The sequence below is a fragment of the Enterococcus sp. ARL09-542 genome (assembly GCF_005234805.1).
Classification (GTDB): Bacteria; Bacillota; Bacilli; order Lactobacillales; family Enterococcaceae; genus Enterococcus_D; species Enterococcus_D gallinarum.
On sequence record NZ_QPQX01000006.1, the window covers coordinates 32382 to 52218 of the forward strand.

General features: G+C 41.1%; 21 protein-coding genes and 1 riboswitch. Of the genes, 19 read left to right on the forward strand and 2 right to left on the reverse strand.

Annotated features, from left to right (window positions below; genetic code table 11):
* Positions 1-61 precede the first annotated feature (61 nt).
* Positions 62-1066, forward strand: a complete 1005-nt coding sequence (locus DVW06_RS08230) for a nucleoid-associated protein (RefSeq protein ID WP_003126792.1) — start codon at positions 62-64, stop codon at positions 1064-1066.
* A 44-nt stretch (positions 1067-1110) separates the two neighbouring features.
* Here DVW06_RS08230 and DVW06_RS08235 read toward each other — a convergent pair whose 3' ends face one another.
* Entirely contained in the window at positions 1111-1470 is a 360-nt protein-coding gene (locus DVW06_RS08235; RefSeq protein WP_003126793.1) for a YxeA family protein, read from the reverse strand.
* 274 nt (positions 1471-1744) lie between these two features.
* Here DVW06_RS08235 and tuf point away from each other — a divergent pair, with 274 nt between their 5' ends.
* The 14 genes from tuf (at position 1745) to DVW06_RS08305 (ending at position 15731) form a co-directional block, all read left to right on the forward strand.
* Positions 1745-2932: an elongation factor Tu gene (tuf, locus tag DVW06_RS08240; protein ID WP_003126794.1), complete on the forward strand. Its 1188-nt coding sequence runs from the start codon at positions 1745-1747 to the stop codon at positions 2930-2932.
* Between the two features lie 178 nt (positions 2933-3110).
* A complete protein-coding gene (locus tag DVW06_RS08245) occupies positions 3111-3740 on the forward strand; it encodes a lysozyme family protein (protein WP_021151258.1) in 630 nt (209 codons plus the stop codon).
* A gap of 158 nt (positions 3741-3898) precedes the next feature.
* Positions 3899-5728, forward strand: a complete 1830-nt coding sequence (dnaG, locus tag DVW06_RS08250; RefSeq protein ID WP_137264555.1) for a DNA primase — start codon at positions 3899-3901, stop codon at positions 5726-5728.
* Positions 5729-5751: 23 nt separating this feature from the next.
* Positions 5752-6858 carry an RNA polymerase sigma factor RpoD gene (gene rpoD, locus DVW06_RS08255; protein WP_003126797.1) on the forward strand — a complete coding sequence of 369 codons (1107 nt, stop codon included), beginning with the start codon at positions 5752-5754 and terminating at the stop codon, positions 6856-6858.
* A gap of 324 nt (positions 6859-7182) precedes the next feature.
* A complete protein-coding gene (locus DVW06_RS08260) occupies positions 7183-9138 on the forward strand; it encodes a cell division site-positioning protein MapZ family protein (protein ID WP_005472165.1) in 1956 nt (651 codons plus the stop codon).
* A 118-nt stretch (positions 9139-9256) separates the two neighbouring features.
* Positions 9257-9964, forward strand: coding sequence for an AzlC family ABC transporter permease (locus DVW06_RS08265; RefSeq protein WP_003126799.1), 708 nt, complete (start codon positions 9257-9259; stop codon positions 9962-9964).
* Positions 9957-10274, forward strand: a complete 318-nt coding sequence (locus tag DVW06_RS08270) for an AzlD domain-containing protein (protein WP_003126801.1) — start codon at positions 9957-9959, stop codon at positions 10272-10274. The genes DVW06_RS08265 and DVW06_RS08270 overlap by 8 nt, the downstream gene beginning before the upstream one ends.
* A 25-nt stretch (positions 10275-10299) precedes the next feature.
* Complete coding sequence (locus DVW06_RS08275) at positions 10300-11163, forward strand: CvfB family protein (RefSeq protein WP_003126802.1); 864 nt, start codon at positions 10300-10302, stop codon at positions 11161-11163.
* 109 nt (positions 11164-11272) lie between these two features.
* A complete protein-coding gene (fur, locus tag DVW06_RS08280; RefSeq protein ID WP_003126803.1) occupies positions 11273-11743 on the forward strand; it encodes a ferric iron uptake transcriptional regulator in 471 nt (156 codons plus the stop codon).
* 89 nt (positions 11744-11832) lie between these two features.
* On the forward strand, positions 11833-12723 hold the full coding sequence (gene xerD / locus DVW06_RS08285) for a site-specific tyrosine recombinase XerD (RefSeq protein WP_003126804.1): 891 nt from the start codon (positions 11833-11835) through the stop codon (positions 12721-12723).
* A gap of 14 nt (positions 12724-12737) precedes the next feature.
* The gene (locus DVW06_RS08290) at positions 12738-13490 is read left to right on the forward strand and encodes a segregation/condensation protein A (protein WP_003126805.1); all 753 of its coding nucleotides are present in this window, start codon (positions 12738-12740) and stop codon (positions 13488-13490) included.
* Positions 13483-14061: an SMC-Scp complex subunit ScpB gene (gene scpB, locus DVW06_RS08295; RefSeq protein WP_003126807.1), complete on the forward strand. Its 579-nt coding sequence runs from the start codon at positions 13483-13485 to the stop codon at positions 14059-14061. The genes DVW06_RS08290 and scpB overlap by 8 nt, the downstream gene beginning before the upstream one ends.
* Positions 14061-14777: a pseudouridine synthase gene (locus DVW06_RS08300; protein WP_137264556.1), complete on the forward strand. Its 717-nt coding sequence runs from the start codon at positions 14061-14063 to the stop codon at positions 14775-14777. The genes scpB and DVW06_RS08300 overlap by 1 nt, the downstream gene beginning before the upstream one ends.
* A gap of 81 nt (positions 14778-14858) precedes the next feature.
* Positions 14859-14983: riboswitch (FMN riboswitch) on the forward strand.
* Between the two features lie 154 nt (positions 14984-15137).
* The gene (locus tag DVW06_RS08305; protein ID WP_003126809.1) at positions 15138-15731 is read left to right on the forward strand and encodes an ECF transporter S component; all 594 of its coding nucleotides are present in this window, start codon (positions 15138-15140) and stop codon (positions 15729-15731) included.
* A gap of 41 nt (positions 15732-15772) precedes the next feature.
* Here the strand turns inward: DVW06_RS08305 and DVW06_RS08310 are convergent, their stop codons facing one another.
* Positions 15773-15988 carry a ferredoxin gene (locus tag DVW06_RS08310; protein WP_003126810.1) on the reverse strand — a complete coding sequence of 72 codons (216 nt, stop codon included), beginning with the start codon at positions 15986-15988 and terminating at the stop codon, positions 15773-15775.
* A gap of 35 nt (positions 15989-16023) precedes the next feature.
* On the opposite strand from DVW06_RS08310, the gene DVW06_RS08315 reads away from it, so the two are divergent.
* The 4 genes from DVW06_RS08315 (at position 16024) to cmk (ending at position 19831) form a co-directional block, all read left to right on the forward strand.
* Positions 16024-17007 carry a helix-turn-helix domain-containing protein gene (locus DVW06_RS08315; RefSeq protein WP_003126811.1) on the forward strand — a complete coding sequence of 328 codons (984 nt, stop codon included), beginning with the start codon at positions 16024-16026 and terminating at the stop codon, positions 17005-17007.
* Entirely contained in the window at positions 17001-18377 is a 1377-nt protein-coding gene (locus tag DVW06_RS08320) for a RecQ family ATP-dependent DNA helicase (RefSeq protein ID WP_005472169.1), read from the forward strand. Before DVW06_RS08315 ends, DVW06_RS08320 begins: the two co-directional genes overlap by 7 nt.
* 72 nt (positions 18378-18449) lie before the next feature.
* The gene (locus tag DVW06_RS08325) at positions 18450-19085 is read left to right on the forward strand and encodes an SAG1386/EF1546 family surface-associated protein (protein ID WP_003126813.1); all 636 of its coding nucleotides are present in this window, start codon (positions 18450-18452) and stop codon (positions 19083-19085) included.
* Positions 19086-19159: 74 nt separating this feature from the next.
* Entirely contained in the window at positions 19160-19831 is a 672-nt protein-coding gene (gene cmk, locus DVW06_RS08330; RefSeq protein ID WP_003126814.1) for a (d)CMP kinase, read from the forward strand.
* Positions 19832-19837: the final 6 nt, after the last annotated feature.

The window sequence follows — 19837 nt, forward strand, 5'->3', positions numbered from 1 at the left end:
AAAAACTTGTGTTTTGAACCAGTTTTTTTGTACACTTGAGAAATGGATAAGGAGAGAGAATATGGATATCTATTTAAAGCGTGCGATTATGCACATTGTGGATCGACAAACGGGTGATCCCGTATACTCGCAAGTGGAATTGGATCTGACAACGGAATACATCCGAGATTATTTAACGAAAAAAATTCAAAAATTAGCGACACCTCAGACAAAGACCGGCCGCTTGCTGGAGGACTCTGAGATGGCTAGATTCGTCAAACAAGCGCCGGAAGCATTTGTAGAAAGCAGTGAAGCAATCCTGCGACGCTGGTATGAAGTTTACCAACAAAGTGAAGATGCACCAAGTGCGGATGCTTTCATTGTTTTGTATGAATTAGATACCAAACTGCAATTAGCATTTTTGAAGGTTAATTATACAGATGGCTACACGCACTTTATCGACAGTACTGAAACAGGTATCGCCAATAATCTGATTTTGCATCGAGCACTTTTAGCTGGCAAAACCCAAAAAGCAGATGAAGGAATAACGATCGATGTCGAGCAGCTGACTTACGAATTAGTAGAGAAAAAATATACCTTCTCCGGAGAAAAATATTTCTATTTCTCCACGAAAGTGATTGATTCTGAACCGCTGCCTTCTCTAGAAGAAAATGTCAAAGTCATCAAAAAGGTAGCTGAAAAAATTGGTCAAAAGTTTGAGACCCCTTCTTATGATGTCATCGCCGATGTCAAAGAGGCTGTTTACGATACAATAGAAGAAAATGGTCAGCTGCATGTTGATTCGATTGCCCAAAAAGTATTCAAAGATAATATTACGGCTCAGATGGCCTTTCAAGAAGAAGTAGCAGAAAAAGGGTATATCGATCAAGCCCCTATGCTGCGAGAGGTCAGAGAAATTTCAGAAAAAAAATATGGCAAACAAAAGCTAAAACTTTCCAATGGTATCGAGTTGATCGTTCCATTGGATGTCTATCGAGATCCTAATTTGATCGAATTCATCAACAATCCCGATGGCACGATTTCTGTAACCATCAAAAATGTGGAAGAAGTCATCAATCGCATATAAAAATAGCTGCCAGGCTCTTCTCAAGGAGTCTCTGGCAGCTATTTTTATTTATTGTTGAGTTGATCCAAAGCGGGTTTGGGTACATCTTCTTGTGAGACTTCTTCCCAACTGAGGACACCTTTGCGGGGATTGACTAATAGTTTCAGATAAGCTCCTTCTCGTAGGGGCTTGGAGCGGTGTTCATTCATTTTAACGATCTTCTCTTCACCTGATTCATTATAAGCCGCTTGTTCATATTTATAAATATCTTGAGCCACACCATCACTGGCAATTGATGTTGAGTGGGTACCGCTGGTAGTGATTTCGGTGTAGTAAGCAGTGCCGCCATAGTAATAACGGTAGGCAAAGAAACAGCCGCCTAAGAAAACGCCAAAGACGATCAAACTCGCAATGATTTTTTTCATTCCTGTTCACCTCATATCTATTATTCTATAAAAAAGCAGACCCGTCCAACTATTTTATCAAAATCAAAGCAAATCTTAGAAATTTTGAATAAAAACGGCGAACAATGAAGGAGACAATATTCTTGACTTTGACTAAATTTGACCTATAATAGAGATAGGTTTAAACTTACAAAAAATAAGTAAGAAAGAATTTTTTACTTTTGTAAGGAAAAGTCTATAATTGATAGTAGAGCCGATCCAACGGCGCTACATCTCATTTAGGAGGGAAATTATTATGGCAAAACAACATTATGATCGTAGTAAACCACATGTAAACATTGGTACAATTGGACACGTGGATCATGGGAAAACGACACTGACTGCTGCCATTACGACAGTTCTTGGTAAAAAAGGACTCGCTAATCCGCAAGATTACGCAAGTATTGATGCGGCTCCTGAAGAACGGGAACGTGGTATCACGATCAATACCGCTCACGTTGAATATGAAACAGAAAAACGTCACTATGCTCACATTGATGCTCCAGGACACGCGGATTATGTTAAAAATATGATTACCGGTGCTGCCCAAATGGATGGTGCGATTTTAGTTGTATCCGCAACAGATGGTCCAATGCCTCAAACTCGGGAACATATCTTGCTTTCGAGACAAGTTGGTGTGAAACATCTGATTGTTTTCTTGAACAAAATCGATTTAGTCGATGACGAAGAATTGATCGATTTAGTGGAAATGGAAGTAAGAGAACTACTATCTGAATATAATTTTCCAGGTGATGACATTCCTGTTATCAAAGGTTCGGCATTAAAAGCGTTGGAAGGAGACCCTGATGCAGAAGCTGCCATCATGGAATTAATGGATACAGTAGATAGCTATATCCCAACACCAGAGCGGGATACAGACAAACCATTACTCTTACCAGTTGAAGATGTCTTTTCGATTACTGGACGAGGAACAGTTGCCTCCGGACGGATCGATCGGGGAACAGTTCGGGTAGGCGATGAAGTAGAAATCGTCGGTATCAAACCTGAAACTCAAAAAGCTGTAGTGACAGGCGTCGAAATGTTCCGCAAGACGATGGACTTTGGGGAAGCCGGCGACAATGTAGGTGTCTTGCTAAGAGGGATCACTCGTGACGAAATCGAACGCGGACAAGTATTGGCTAAACCAGGTTCGATCACACCACATACAAAATTCCAAGCAGAAGTTTATGTATTGACGAAAGAAGAAGGTGGTCGTCATACACCATTCTTCAACAACTATCGTCCACAATTTTATTTCCGTACAACGGATGTGACAGGGAACATTACATTGCCTGAAGGAACAGAAATGGTGATGCCAGGTGACAACGTGACCATCGATGTGGAATTGATTCATCCAATCGCCGTTGAAAATGGAACGACGTTCTCTATTCGTGAAGGTGGCCGCACAGTTGGTTCCGGTATCGTTACTGAAATCGAAAAATAAATCAGTGTTTCAACAAAAATGAAGCAGTGACTAGAGCCTTTTAGGACAGTCACTGTTTCTTTTTCTAAATTTCTTTGTGATTTTATTAAGGATTTTAGATGATGGAAAACAAACCTAGTCAGCAAATAAGTTTCATAGTAGGATAGAAGCTGACACTAAAAAGATAGGATGTTTTTCCATGAGAAAACTGCGACGATTTTTTATTTTTATAGCAAAAATAGCTGGAGTCCTGTTGCTTATCGGCGGACTGTTTTTAGGCTATAAAAATTATACAGCTCTAAAGAAAGTGTATTCTTATGAAGAAACAATCGCTGAGCAAACAGAAAAATATGGCATCAGCGACTATCAGGAATTAGCGATGAGTATTATGTTGACTGAATCAAAAGGGGAAGGAAACGACCCGATGCAAAGCTCAGAGAGTGCTTACGGGAAACAAAATCAATTTGAAAATGCCCAAGACAGTATCGAGCAGGGAGTGGCTTATCTGGCTAAACTGATCAAAAAATCTGTTGACATGGACTGTGATCTGTGGACCGCCGTTCAAGCCTATAATTTTGGGACAGACTATATTGATTATGTAGCCAAGAATGGTGGCGAAAATACGCTAGAACTGGCAGAGTCCTATTCAAAAGAAGTGCTTTCTCCTTTGTTAGGAAATGATAATGAGCAAACCTATCGTTACTGGGGGTGGCAGTCGATCACTTATAATGGCGGTTATTTGTATCACAATGGTGGCAATTTATTTTATGCAGATGTGGTAAAATTCAATCAATGGAAGATAAAAATGGGTAGTATTTTGTTTTCTTGAAAGTCTCTGAAATCAAGCAGGTAAAAGACTTGAAAAAACAATAAAATATGATAGAATCAATATGAGTGATTCTGTCTAATTATTCGTCGCACTGATTCTGATTGGTGCGATTTTTTACCTAATGAATACGGGAATACTTACCGAATGGAGGTGAGTGGATGGCACGAATACCTCAAACGGTCATTGATGATATTCGAGAACGAAGCAATATCGTTGATATCGTTGGTCAGTACGTCCAGTTGAAGAAATCTGGGAAAAACTATTTTGGATTATGTCCCTTCCACAACGAAAAGTCACCTTCTTTTTCTGTGGCAGAAGACAAGCAGATCTACCATTGTTTTGGCTGTGGCCGCGGAGGCAATGTTTTTGGTTTTTTGCAAGAGTTAGAAGGATTAAGTTTTCCAGAATCTGTTTTGAAAGTTGCAGAAATCAGTGATATCCCTTTAGATGAGCAATACAAGCAAACCGAAGCAATTGATGCAACCTCTTCTCAGCAAAATCAATTGATCGCGTTGCATGAAAAAGCTGCTGAAGTCTATCATCACATGTTAGTCAATACGGCTGCCGGGCAAGGCGCATTGGATTATTTGCTGGAACGCGGATTGACGATGGCACTGATTGACGAATTTCAGATTGGTTTTGCGCCTAACGAGCGTGCCTTTTTGGAAAAAGTTTTTTTGAATGAAAAAGCAAATGCGGCATTTTTTGCGGATACAGGTCTCTTTGTACAAAGGAACAATGGGCAACTTGCTGACCGTTTTTATCAAAGAATCATGTTTCCGATTCGGAACCCTCAAGGAAAGACCATCGGTTTTTCTGGACGCTGGTTTCAAACGGAACAGGATGATAGCAAAGACCAGCCCAAGTATTTGAACAGTCCGGAAACAATGCTTTTCAATAAGCGTGAAGTACTTTTCAACTTTGATAAAGCCCGGCGATCAATCCGAAAAGAAGGCCAAGTCTTTCTATTTGAAGGCTTTATGGATGTAATCGCAGCGTGGCAATCAGGAATTGAGAACGGGATCGCTTCAATGGGAACTAGTTTGACGAACCAGCAGATTGCCAATATTGAACGTGTCGCTACAGAAGTCATCCTTTGCTATGATGGTGACCAGGCAGGAATCAATGCAACGAATCGCGGGATTGATCTTTTACAAGAACATAGCCGCGTGAATCTCTCCGTCGTTCGAGTCCCTGAACGTCTGGACCCGGATGATTATGTGCGAAAGTATGGTACAGAGGCCTTTTTCAAACTGGCCATGCATGGCAGAGAAACGGTGTTTGCATTCAAAATGGACTTTCATCGTGCCAATCGCAATTTGGCCAATGAAAAAGAACAGATCGATTATGTCCAAGAGGTCTTGCAAGAATTACAGCATGTAGATTCTTTGCTAGAACAAGACCGATACTTGACACAACTTTCAACTGAATTTCATATTAGTCGAGAAACACTACAGACGCAATTGCGTCAGTTAAAACAGACGCAGCCGACCCCAACGCCTTCACCGCCAGTTCGTGAAGCAGTGAGTGTAGCACCACCGCCACCACGACAGCAACGGAAAACTCAGGTAGAAAAGGCGGAGGAATTACTGTTATATCGTCTGTTCCATGACAATACGCTGAATCCTCGTTTTAAAAGTACCGGTGTTGCGTTTATTCATGATAAATACCAACAAATCTATTTTTTATACGATGCGTATATGGAAACCGAAGAGCAATTTATCCTAGCAAAATTCTTGGATTTTTTGAAAGATGAACAAATGAAACAACAAGTGATCGAGATCGCTGATATCAAGGCTTCTGAAGAGGGGACGGAACAAGAATTCCAAGACCTTCTGCAGGTATTTCGTAAGTCGGGCATTGCTGAAGAAATCAATCAAAAACGAATCCAGCAGCAAGAAGCACGACAAAAAGGAAACCAGCAATTAGAGTTGGAATTAGCAATTGCGATCATTGATTTGACCAAACGGTTGAAACAAGCTAAATAGCGAACTGAAAGGGGCTTTCTTTCATGGCAGAAGAAACAAAGAAAACATATGACAAAGCTGTTGCCGAATTTATCAAAGAAAACAAACCAAAAGGACAAGTCGTTTATGACGAACTAACCAATCATTTAGCGACCCCTTATTCTTTAGATGCAGACGCAATGGACAAGCTGATCCAAAAACTGGAAGACTCAGGGATCAGTGTAGTAGATGAGAATGGGGAGCCTTCCGTTCATAGTTTGAAGAGCAATGAAAAGCAGCAAGCAACGCAACCACAAGAAGATCTTTCCGCTCCTACGGGTGTCAAGATCAATGATCCGGTACGGATGTATTTGAAAGAAATCGGACGCGTACCCTTATTGACTGCCGAAGAAGAAGTAGCCCTTGCTTTAAAAATCGAAGAAGGCGACCAAGAAGCGAAACAACGGTTAGCTGAAGCCAACTTACGTCTCGTTGTAAGTATTGCGAAACGTTACGTTGGTCGGGGGATGCAGTTTTTGGACTTGATCCAAGAAGGAAACATGGGCTTGATGAAAGCTGTTGAAAAATTCGATTACCGCAAAGGATTCAAGTTCTCGACTTATGCCACTTGGTGGATTCGTCAAGCAATCACTCGTGCTATTGCCGACCAAGCACGGACGATTCGGATTCCAGTCCATATGGTGGAAACAATCAATAAATTGATTCGAATCCAACGGCAATTACTGCAAGATCTAGGTCGCGAACCGACACCGGAAGAAATCGGAGCAGAAATGGATCTGCCAACTGAAAAAGTACGTGAAATCTTGAAAATCGCACAAGAGCCAGTTTCATTGGAAACACCGATCGGTGAAGAGGATGATTCCCATCTAGGCGATTTTATCGAAGATCAAGATGCGACAAGTCCCGCCGAACATGCAGCCTACGAATTGTTGAAAGAACAACTGGAAGACGTACTAGATACGTTGACCGATCGTGAAGAAAATGTTTTGCGATTGCGTTTTGGTATCGATGATGGTCGGACACGTACTTTAGAAGAAGTCGGAAAAGTTTTTGGTGTAACGAGAGAACGGATTCGTCAGATCGAAGCAAAAGCGTTACGTAAATTACGCCATCCATCCCGCTCAAAACAATTAAAAGATTTTCTAGAATAAAACTGAGACCACAAAGACTTTTCCAAGAAGTATGCTTGGAGAAGTCTTTTTCTTGTGGTTTAGCCAACTTTCGTAGGAAAAGTAATGAACTTAATAAAAACGTAACGAAGCAAGTGTTGGCTAATTGCTTTGAATATGATAAATTTAATTTTGTGAATCATTTACACGAAGGTGAATCATTTTGGTACAGAGAGTTTTTTCACCAAAGCCAGTGAATAAAGGGCAAGTCTATAAGTGTGATATTCTGTAGTAAAATGAAACCTTTCAACGATGAACAGATACCTGCCGAAGCAGGTTCAAAATAAAAGGAGCAAATTCGAACAAATGATGAAAACATGTCCTCAATGTGGATTTGAATCAATTGATGCACAAAAGAAATGTCCAAACTGCGGCTTTGAGTTTGTTAAAGCGGATGAGGCAAATGAAAAAGAAGCCCCTCATACGAATGAGACGGTATCCGAAAAGAATCCGCAGCAAAATGATGATATCCGCTGGTCTGATTTTAAGGATGTTCCCTTAGGTGAATTAATTGAACATTTCGAAGACAAGAATGAAACTGATGAGTCAAAGAACAATCAGTCAGAAGACGACGTAAACGTGCAAGAGCTGATAACGAACCCAAATATAGAACAGACACCCGTTTCAAAAGAAACGCTATCAGATGCGTCCGAAACGATCGAATCACAGTCACTTGAATATCAGTCAGCAGAACAATCGATGCACAGTGGAAATGAAAGCAATGAAGTGTCTGGATCAGACAAAGGAATCCAATCGATCGCAGAAAGTTCCGCAGAGCCCAATGATTTAGTAGATTCAGCCGAGGTCCCTGAAGATCACGATTCGGCTATTTTATCTGCTTATATTCGTCAACATAAAAATTCAGAGATGGATGAAGATGCGACAGATGTTCCAGTGATACCGGAAGTCACGGACGATAAAGAGGCTCTTCCTCTAACGGAGGAACAATCTCAATCTGGATTAGAAGATGAACAAACTGATACTGCAGCGATTGCTGAATCTTCAGAAAGCCCTCAATCAACAGAGAGTCCGCAACCGAAAATTGAAGCAGAAGAAACAAAGCTTGCCGAAATTCCAGAAAAAACAGCGGTATCTGAAAATACGAAGAGTAAAACCGATCCACTGCCCAAAAATAAAAAGTCACGCAAAAAATTCTATGTAGCGGCTGCGGCGTTGGTACTTGTTTCTGCAGGTGGCTGGTATTATTACGAAGAGACCGCTCGTCAAGAACAAATTGCGACAGCAAGTGAGCTGGACCAGATCGAAGCGGATCTAGCCGATTTTTATACCGACGATAACCAAGGATTTATCAAAGCAGACAAAACAACTATGCAATTGACGGCATTGACTGATCGACTAGCCAAGTATAAAACGGAAAGCCGTTACCCGGACTTGTTGGCTCAGTCTGAAACAATCAAAGAAAAGATGGCGACTCTTTCGGAAATCAATGGGTATTTCACTAGTCCAGTGATCATTGAAGATCAATTGCAGAAGGTTTCCTTAAAAGAGCCTTCGGCAGTGACTATGTCAAAAAGAACAGCTGAAACACCATTCGATCAATTAGTAAATCGGGCGATTGATCAAGGGCAAAAAGAGTATGCCCAGATCGAAGAAGTACGAAATGCAGTCAAAAGCATGGTTGCTTTGAATAAAGAGGGTGAACTTTCTGACAAAGTCACGCGAAAAAGCTACAATGATTTAGTGAAGAAGATCGATGCATTGCCGATTGCTTCTTTAAAAGAGCAATTGACTGCTGAGATAGCACCGATTGATTCTGCACTGAAGAAAAAAGAAGCTGCCGAGAAGGCTGCTAAAGAGAAGGCGGCCCAAGAAGCAGCTCAGGCACAAGCGGAAAAAGCCGCCGCAGCTCAAGAAACAACTACGGCTAACAATAGCCAGTCTTCTGAAGCTGATTATGTATTATCGCCGAATACACCAACGAATACCAATAATCAACCAATCATTCCAGCACGTGAAAGTGATTTGGCAGACTCTAGCAATCCAGCTTGGAATTGGGCGCCTGGTGTCCAAGAAAAGATCATTGCAACCGCAATTGCTCGCGGCTATGTCGTTGAAGGGGGTTATACCTTTGAGCGCGTACGAATCGTGAATGGAGAAGGTTACTATAATTTTTATGCGACCAACAACCAAGGCTCCTTGTTGAAAGGAACCGGTGATTCCGCTTTTCCAATGTATCTCTTTACAGTGAATGCCAAAACCGGGTATTTCCGTGGAAATGGAAATGATCATACGATTCGGTGATGGGTGACACTTAGAAAATTTTCAGCATAATTACATTATTGAATCAAAAAACAGCTTGTTTCTCCTCCGGCTTTTCGATATGATGGATGATAATCAATCGGAAACGGAGGTTTTTTTGTTGCAGAAAATTGAAAGATATGAACAGTTCAGTGATGGAGTTATTGCCTGTATTCCAACGATTCTGGGTTATCTAGGCATTGGTTTTGCAATGGGAGTCGTGGGGAAAGGAATCGGCTTGACGGTCATTGAAGTCCTCTTGATGTCGATCATTGTCTATGCTGGAAGTGCCCAGTTTATCATCTGTGCCCTTTTGGCTATTCAAGCACCGTTTACTTCGATCGTTGCGACAGTTTTCTTAGTAAACTTACGCCACTTTTTGATGAGTTTATCGGTAGCACCTTATTTCCGTTCTGCTTCATTAGTGTCAGGAATTGGCATCGGCACATTGCTGACAGACGAATCCTATGGAGTTTTAACGACAGCTTTGCAACAAAACAAACCAATCACTACCCGATGGACTCACGGATTGAATGTCATGGCCTATTTAAGTTGGATCTTTGCCACTTTCTTAGGAGCGTTGTTAGGGTCATATATTCCTGATCCTGAAGCATTAGGACTGGACTTTGCACTAGTGGCTATGTTTGTTGGCTTATTCCTTTTTCAAGTAGAGTTGCCTTTAAAAAAGAAGACCAAGCAGACGGTGCTGGTGCTAGCCGCTGTGGTAATTTCATTGGTCCTTTTTATGCGAATTTCAACAGCTGAAGTAGCCGTGATTGCTGCCACTTTGATTGGATGTTTGATAGGGACGGTGACACATCATGATTGATTTTGTTATACTGATGATAGCTTGTGGTGTCGTTACTTGGATACCTCGGGTGCTGCCGTTTTTATTTTCGAAGAAATTAGTTTTTCCTGAAAAATTCACGATCTTTCTAAGCTACTTACCCCTTTGTATTCTTGGGGCGCTGCTTGTTCAAAATCTGTTGGTTTTTCGTGAAGGACAATTTCCATTGCTTAAAGTCAAAGAAACCGTTGCTTGTTTACCAGCGCTAGTGGTCGGTTATTATACAAAAGATTTGATGAAGATCGTTGTTACAGGTGTCATCACGATGGCGGCGATTCGATTCTTTTTCTAGTAAATCATTTCTAAGGAGAGAAAAAATGAAAGACTTATTGGCATCCGTTTTTAGCGGATTGATCATTGATGAGAATGATCAAAATTACTTTGTACAAAAAAATGGTCTGACTTTTCGCTTATCAAAAGCAGAAGGAGAGCACCATCTTGGAGAAGCTGTGGAGGGCTTTGGTTATCAGAATCAAAAACAAGAACTCGTAATCACTACGGAGATTCCTAAAAGCCGCCAAGGACATTATGCTTTCGGAACTGTCACGGACAGTCGTCGAGATTTAGGCGTTTTTGTCGATATTGGGCTCAAAGATAAAGATATGGTGGTATCATTAGATGAATTACCAACAATGCGGGAACTTTGGCCAAAGAAAGGCGATCGCTTGATGGTCAGCTTGACGGTGGATGAAAAGGATCGAATCTGGGCTTCTTTAGCGGATGAAAAGATTTTTAAAGCATTGAGTAAACGTGGTTCAGAGACGTTGAAGAATGCTGACATTACAGGGACAGTCTATCGCTTGAAACTTGCGGGAACTTACTTGCTCACGGATGATTTCTACATTGGCTTTATCCATCCTTCCGAAAGATACCAAGAACCACGTTTAGGAGAAGTTGTCTCAGGACGAGTAATTGGTGTTCGCCCGGATGGTGTTCTGAATTTATCATTGAAGCCTCGTGCTTATGAAGCAATTTCAAATGATGCTGCTATGATCATGACATTCTTGGATCGAGCTGCAGATCATCGTATTCCTTTTACTGATAAATCGACACCAGAAGAGATTCTGCAGACATTCGGTATCAGTAAAGGCCAATTCAAGCGGGCGATCGGTACCTTGATGAAACAGCGTTTAGTGGAACAAAAAGACGGCTTCACCATCAAAGTCAAAAAATCCAATTGAGAATGCTTGTATCTTTTCTCATTCTAATTTATAATGATTACAATATTATCTAAGAGTTGACGTCTCTTAGATTAGAATCGTTATAAATTAGCGATGTATGGAGGCCTGTATGAATACAACTGCTGCTTTAAAGAAGACAAAAAAACAACTTCATGAATCAGGATTTAAATTGACTCCACAACGAGAAGCTACCTTGTTGGTTCTTTTGGAGAATGAGAAAGATCATTTATCTGCAGAAGAAATTTTCTTTTTTGTGCGCAAAAAAAGTCCAGAAATTGGACTAGCTACAGTGTATCGTACATTAGAAATCTTAACTGATCTAAAAATCGTGGACAAGGTGAGTTTCAATGATGGTGTTTCTCGTTACGATCTGCGCAAAGAAGGAGCAAAGCATTTCCATCACCATTTGCTTTGTTTAGAGTGTGGCAGTATCGAAGAAGTAGAAGAAGATCTGCTGACAGGTGTCGAAGACATCGTAGAGAAAAAATACCATTTTCTAGTAAAAGACCACCGATTGACTTTTCATGGAGTGTGTCAGAAGTGTCAGACAAAAAATGCAGCGAAGTTGAGTGAAGCGTAATTGCTCCTCAGCTTTTTTTGTGGTTGAACTACTATCATATCAAACTTTAATTTGTTATGATAAAGAGGTTGAAAGTAGGGGGGACGTGTATGAAAGAACAGATCATCGATTATTTGCATTATCTGACGATTGAGCGGGGGCTATCCCAAAATACCCGTAAAAGTTATGAGCGCGACCTAGAGCAGTACCTTACATTTTTGACGGAACAGCACATCAAAGATTGGCAGGCGGTGGATCGTGTCTTGATCCTCTCTTTTTTGCAGCAATTGCAGCAATCAGGGAAATCCTCGGCGACCATTATTCGAATGGTATCAAGCTTGAGAAGGTTTCATCAATTTCTCCGTCAAGAACGCTTTACGGATCATGATCCTATGCAGCACATCGATTCCCCAAAAAAACAACAGAAACTGCCTGATACATTGAGCCTTTCTGAGGTTGAGCGCTTGATCGAGACACCGGATACCAAAGAAGTGTTGGGAATCCGCGATCGTGCGATTTTAGAAGTGATGTATGCTACCGGCCTTCGGGTCAGTGAACTGATCGGGTTGCAACTGAAAGACCTTCATTTAAGCATGGGTCTGTTGCAGACGACAGGGAAAGGTGACAAGGAACGAATCGTTCCTTTAGGAGATCTGGCGATTCAGTGGATCGAAACTTACTTGGAAGAAGCACGCCCTTTTTTGACTCGGAAACATCCAGAAGAGAGTCATCTTTTTGTCAATAATCATGGAAAACAACTTTCTCGTCAAGGAATCTGGAAAAACTTAAAGGCTCTCGTGCGCAAGGCAGGCATTACAAAAAATGTGACGCCACATACGCTAAGGCATAGTTTTGCCACCCATTTATTGGAAAATGGTGCCGATTTGCGTACCGTTCAAGAATTATTAGGGCATGCAGATATATCCACGACACAGATCTATACTCATATTACGAAAAAAAGGATGACGGAAGTGTATAAGCAGCACTTTCCTCGTGCCTAGAAATAGAGGAAGACATGGAAGAAATCAATATCAAACTAGATGTCTTTGAGGGACCGTTGGATCTGTTGCTGCATCTGATCCAAAAATTGGAGATCGATGTCTATGATATTCCAATTGCAGCGATCACCGAACAATATATGCAATATATTCATGCAATGAAAAGTTTAGAGTTAGAGGTTGCCGGAGAATACTTGGTGATGGCTGCTACACTGATGGCAATCAAAAGCCAGATGCTGCTGCCAAAACAAGAGATCTTGATTGAAGAAAACGATCCTTATGAAGAAGATCCAAGGGATATGCTGGTTGCTCAGCTATTGGAATACCGTAAATACAAATACGCAGCCGAACAATTATCCGAAAAAGCGGAAGAACGAAGTTTATACTTTACGAAAGATCCGATGGATGTCGATGCCTATAAAGAAAAAAGTGATGAATTGGCAGCCAACCGGTTCAACACGATCGATTTATTCTTGGCTTTTCATAAAATGCTTGAAAAGAAAAAGAGTCGGAAAGTACTGGAGACAAAGATCACACCAGATGAAAGTACCATTGATGAAAAAATGGCGACGATCCAATTGGAAATGCAGCAACGAAATGCCAAAAAGGGACGACGTTTTGATTCTTTTTTCACCAATTACAGCAAAACAGAAGTCGTTACCACTTTCATGGCATTATTAGAATTAATGAAAAAAGGATATATTCGAGTAGAGCAAGAAGGAAACTATGAATCGATCTTGCTTTACCCAGCAGGTAAAACAGATGAGTAAATATAGTGAAATAGAAGCGATTCTCTTTGTCGTAGGAGATGAAGGGATCGGATTAGAAGAATTAAGCTACTTAGTCAATAGCAAAACTGCGGCTGTCTATCAGTACTTGCAAGAATTGAATCAGCGTTATGAAGAAAATGAAGATTCAGCCTTGCATATTTTAGAAGTTGGGAATCATTTTGTTTTGTCCACAAAGAAAGAAGTCGCACCGTTATTAAAGAAATACGCAGAATCGCCAATGGGCAACTCTCTTTCGCAAGCTGCGTTAGAGACATTGTCGATCATTGCCTACAAGCAACCGATCACACGAATCGAAGTAGAAGAGATTCGTGGGGTCCAGTCCAGCGGCTCCGTACAGAAATTAGTCGCAAAACGATTGATCGAGGAAAAAGGCCGTGTTGATGGACCAGGTCGAGCAATTTTATATGGAACCACTGAATACTTCATGGATTACTTTGGTCTAAAATCATTAGCCGAATTACCTGATATTCAAGCAATGGAAGACGAACTCGAAGAAGATGGACCAGTGGATCTTTTTTATGATCGTTACAAACAAGAAGGAGACTCATAATGGAACGTTTGCAAAAAGTAATCGCACATGCTGGAATCACTTCTCGCAGAAAAGCAGAAGAGTTGATTGTGGCAGGTCGTGTCAGTATCAATGGTCAAATTGTTAAGGAACTAGGAGTACAGGTGAGTGCCAAAGATCGCGTGGAAGTTGACGGTGTCCCAATTGAACAAGAATCGCCCGTCTACTATATGCTCTATAAACCACGTGGCGTAATCTCAGCAGTAACTGACGATAAAAAAAGGAAAGTTGTTTTAGACTTTTTTACTGAAGTTCCAGAACGTCTCTACCCAATCGGACGATTGGATTATGATACTTCAGGTTTATTATTGCTGACCAATGACGGCGATCTTTCACAAAAACTGATGCATCCAAAACATGAAGTGGATAAAGTCTATGTGGCAAAAGTGAAAGGAATCGCTGATAAAAAACAACTATTGCCCTTGTCTAGAGGAATTCGGATCGAAGGCAAGAAAACCGCACCTGCTCGCTTTGAGATTTTGTCGACAGACGCTGCTACTCAAACAAGTATCGTCCAATTGACGATTCATGAAGGCCGTAATCATCAAGTGAAAAATATGCTTAAAGCAGTTGGTTTACCGGTCCAAAAATTGAAACGGGAAATGTATGGTTCGTTGACATTAGCTGGGTTGCGCCCTGGAGAGTATCGGGAGTTGACGAAAAAAGAAGTCAATGAATTAAAAAAACAAGTGAAATAACCAGCACACAGCAAAAGATGCTTAAAAAATTTGTCAATCGAGAATTTTTGTGTATAATGAAACATGTATTATAAATAAAAGGTTCGTCTTCAGGGGCAGGGTGCAATTCCCGACCGGTGGTGATAGTCCACGACCTACTTCTTTTGAAGTAGCTGAATCGGTGAAATTCCGATACCGACAGTAAAGTCTGGATAAAGAAGATAGAGCGTATTTGATTTGCCTATGGTTTTTCAAATGCCCTCTTTTTCCCTGTGGAAAAGAGGGCATTTTTTACTTTGTCTGGCGCCGACAAGTAAGGAATCAAGGAAATTTAATAGGTTCGTTTGAAGAGGAATCCTGAACTTAGGAGGATTTGTATTAATGAACAACAAAACAAGAAAAATGGTAACAATAGCAATGTGTGCAGCAATGGGAACAGTCTTACAGTTTATTGCGTTTCCCATCATCCCGGCGTTTAGCTTTTTGAAAATCGATTTTAGCGATATTCCAGTAATGATCGTCATGTTTTTATTCGGTCCTTTTGCTGGCGTGGCAACCGCGTTTCTACGTTCTCTCTTACACTTGTTTCTATCTGGTTTTTCACCAGCAGATCTCGTGGGAGACACGGCAAGTTTCTTGGCATCCTGTGTCTTCACTTTGCCAATGTACTACTTTTTCCGTAAAGGGATCCATGCGAAAAATAAATTCGTGGGAGTGGTCACAGGAATCCTCGCATTAACTGCTTTTATGAGTATTGCCAATCTATATGTCATCACACCATTGTACCTGCGCTTCTTTGGTGTTACAGCAGATCAATTCCTTGGCATGTCATTAGCGCGTTATGTCAGCATCGGTATTATTCCTTTTAACTTGATCAAAGGAGTTATCGTCAGTGGGGTCTTCTTGATCCTTCATGCGAAGTTGTTGCCTTGGTTGGCTCGTAAACAACCGCAACATTCACCAGTTGGAAAATAATAAAAAAGATCGTATGTTGCTTTTGAGCAAACGCGATCTTTTTATTTTTCTAACAGTATCGCCCGAGTAGGACACTTTTTATATGCAGCTAAGACTTTTTCTTGCTGATCTTCTATGATAAACTGTTGCCGAGCGGCTGGTTCTTGAGCAAATAAGACGATACCATCTTCATCATAATCAAAAATATCAGGGGCACAGACCGCACATAATCCACAAGCGATACAGCGCTCAGGAATGATTTTGCAGCGTTGAGACATGGAATTGTTTCCTTTCTGGAGGTAAGTATAGACATATGGATGCTTTTATTTTAGCGTTGTTTCATCATTCTGACAAGTTGCGTCCGTCAACCATTTATCAAATACTTTACGGCAAACGAACGAGTTCAGTATTGAGTTATGCTTTTTTTTATGATCGCTTAGGTTACTTTCAAGCAATGCCGAATCTTGAAGAGGATGAATTTAATAAAAGAATCACGGCGCTGATTGCTGCCAAACAACTTGTAGCAGATGAAAAAGGGTTTCTCCAGACAGTTGCACCTGCAACGCTTACTGAAGTAGAGACACTCTGCCGTCATTTAAATTATTTTCAATTCGGTCGCCGGGGGGAACAGATGTGGCGCTTGGTACAGCTGCTTGTTCAAGCGGCTGCTTTTCAAGAAATCAGTAATCGATATATTCCTGTGGAGAACACTCCTATGTTCACAGAACCGGTTCGGCAGCTGATTCGGCAGCACCCAAAATTGAAGCAGGCGTTGTTTACTGAGCTTTGGACAGTCTTCGAGCAGATTCCGGGAGAATTTGCCGACTTTTTGGCAGGGACGTTGACAGGACCTGAGCAAATTGGTCAGACTTTTTTTCAGCTGTTACCAGATAACTACCAAAAAATGCCTTGGAATCAGTTTTTTCCAGCGGCAGCGATCCACTGCTTTTTATCAGTGGCAAAGAAGCAATCTCCTCTTTTAGCAGCAGGGTTAAACCCGTTTTATCAAGAAAACCTCAACCAAAGCATGCTGAAGACCCGTCGCTTATTTCTCAGCGGGAAGTCGATTGAGGAAATCATGGCACTTAGACAGATCAAGCGAGGAACAGTCAACGATCACTTGATTGAATGGGCGATCATCGATGATCAGTTTCCTTATCACTATTTTGCCACAAAGCAGCAGTTCCCTCCATTGTCATGGAAATTACCTTATCACATTCTTCAAAAAGAAGTGCCGCTGGATTTTTTAAGTATCCGAATCAATCAAATTGCACAAAAGCGAGGGATCCTATGTTAGAACAGGCGCTCAAACACTATTTTGGTCATTCCCATTTTCGGACAGGTCAAAAAGAAGTGATCCAATCGGTTCTGAATCATCAGGATACATTAGCAATCATGCCCACTGGTAACGGCAAAAGCTTATGCTATCAACTGCCGGGTTATTTGCTGGAAGGGTTGGTAGTAATCGTATCACCATTGCTTTCTTTGATGGAAGATCAAGTGTATAGTTTGCAAAAAAATGGTGAGAGACGAGCGATCGCTTTTAACAGTCTCTTATCATTCGCTGAACGAAAATTTGTTCTTAGCCATCTACAGCAGTATAAATTTTTATTTATTAGTCCCGAGATGCTTGTTCAAAAGACGATTCTCCAAGCATTGGCAAATAGTAGAATCGCATTGCTGGTCGTAGATGAGGCACACTGTGTTTCTCAGTGGGGGATCGATTTTCGACCAGAATACCTTCAGCTAGCTGCGGTCAAACAACAATTAAAAGCACCAACGACTCTGGCTTTGACTGCCACGGCAACCGAACAGGTGGCACGAGATATTCAACAAAACCTTTTAGGAAAAACGCATCAAGTTTTTCGCTATGGAATGGATCGCAAAAATATTGGACTGATCGTTGATAAAAGCGGCGAAGAAAAAGACACGCTTTTAATGCATTACTTGCAGCAATTGTCAGGTGCGGGAATTATTTATTGTGCCACTAGAAACAAGGTGGAAGAACTTTATCAAAAATTACGCGGCAAGTATTCTGTGGGGTATTATCACGGTGGATTAGCCAGTGATCAGCGTAAAGTCCTTCAGCAGCAGTTTAGTCGGAACGAGCTGCAGTTATTGATCGCCACAAATGCTTTTGGAATGGGGATCAATAAACAAGATATTCGCTTTGTGATCCATTATGATCTGCCGGATTCGTTAGAAAACTATAGTCAAGAAATTGGCCGAGCAGGTCGAGATGGCAAGCAAAGCTATGCGATCTTACTCTATCGTCCTGGAGACGAAACCATCCATTATTTCTTTCAAAAGGAACTAAGTGCAGAAAGAGAACAGCTGGAAATGACGCCGCAATCTTTGATGCTTTCCCCATTGCAGGAAAAATGGCAAGCAAAAATCAATGAGCATGGTGCCAACAAATGGTTTGCTATTTTAAAGCAAAATGAGTGGGAAAAAAAGCAGCAGCTAAAAACGATGCTCGAATACATTCACTGTACTAGTTGTCGACGGTGTTTTTTATTGGCTCATTTTGACGAAGAAAAACAACCGCTTGACCAGTGTTGTGATATCGATGGTATTGAAATTCGGCTTGACCAAAAGGAATTCAAGCCGCAAAGAAAGAACTCGTGGCAGGAACGTTTACTAAAAATTTTTAAAGAAACAAATTGAATCGTTTTTTAAAAGACAGTTCGATTCAAGCTATGTTATAATACATCGGAAGGATATTAGGAGGTAATACGAGTGAGCAAGAAAGACAAAAACTATAATTCAGAAAATCAAGAGCCGTGGGAACAACCAATTTATGATACAGAATATGAAGATTCTGCCTCACGATCACAACAGCGGAAACAAAAACGCGGGAATTCACTCTTTTTGACGATCGTCTTAGTTTTACTTTTCTTGATCGTTGCAATTCCTGTTGGCGCGGGGATTTGGGTCTTAAACCGCTCAAATGATACAGCAACTGTTGCCTCATCAACAAGTAGCAGTACAGTTGCCAGCACAGAATCATCGACTGTTGAGTCATCGACAAAAGTCAGTGAATCATCTACTTCCAGCAGTAGTTCGTCATCGTCATCATCATCTTCTTCCTCATCTGAAAGCAGTGAGTCTGAAGAGCCAGCGAACAGTGAAGCAGAAGGAAACAACACCCAGAACAATCAGGGAAATGCAGACCAAGGAACGACGAATCAAGGTGCAGCGAATCAGGGAGAAACCAACCAAGGAACAGAGCAATATACGACTGTTCAAGCTGGTGAAGGTCCAGAACAAGTAGCAGCACGTACAGGTATTTCTGTCGAGACTTTGTATCAATTAAACGGGATCGATCCAAGTAATTTCATGCTTTACCCAGGCGATACATTACGAATTAAATAAAAAACCGCTTTGGCGGTTTTTTTTCTTGAAAGTTAAAAGGCCGTTGATCGGTAGTTGTTGAGAAGGAGTAACAAATGAAAAAAATCAATATTGCCATCGATGGTCCAGCTTCATCGGGCAAAAGTACAGTGGCAAAAATTTTAGCTCAGCATTATGGATATGTTTATACGGATACAGGGGCAATGTACCGTAGTATCACTTATTTAGCTCTTAAAACAGGGTGCTCATTAGAAGATGAAAGCGGGCTTGTGGCATTAATCGATACTTATCCAATCACTTTTGCGCCAACTGAGACAGGACAAGATGTTTTTGTAGATGGAACAAAAGTGACAGAAGAGATTCGCCAGCCCGAGGTAACCAACGCTGTTTCCAAAGTTTCTGCTTATCAAAAAGTCCGGGAAAAACTGGTCCAACAGCAACAAAAAATTGCTGAAAATGGCGGTGTTGTAATGGACGGCCGCGACATTGGCACCGCAGTCTTACCTCAAGCGGAAGTAAAGGTTTTTCTCGTGGCGAGTGTAGAAGAACGAGCAGAAAGAAGATACAAAGAGAACCAGCAAAAAGGAATCACCACCTCCTTTGACACATTAAAAAAAGAAATCGAGCAAAGGGATTATTTAGATTCTCATCGAGAAATCTCTCCCTTGAAACAAGCCGATGATGCAGTTCGCATTGATACAACAGGAATGTCCATTACAGAAGTCGTTGCAGCGATTCAGCAAATCGTTGATCAAAAAATGGAATAATCAACC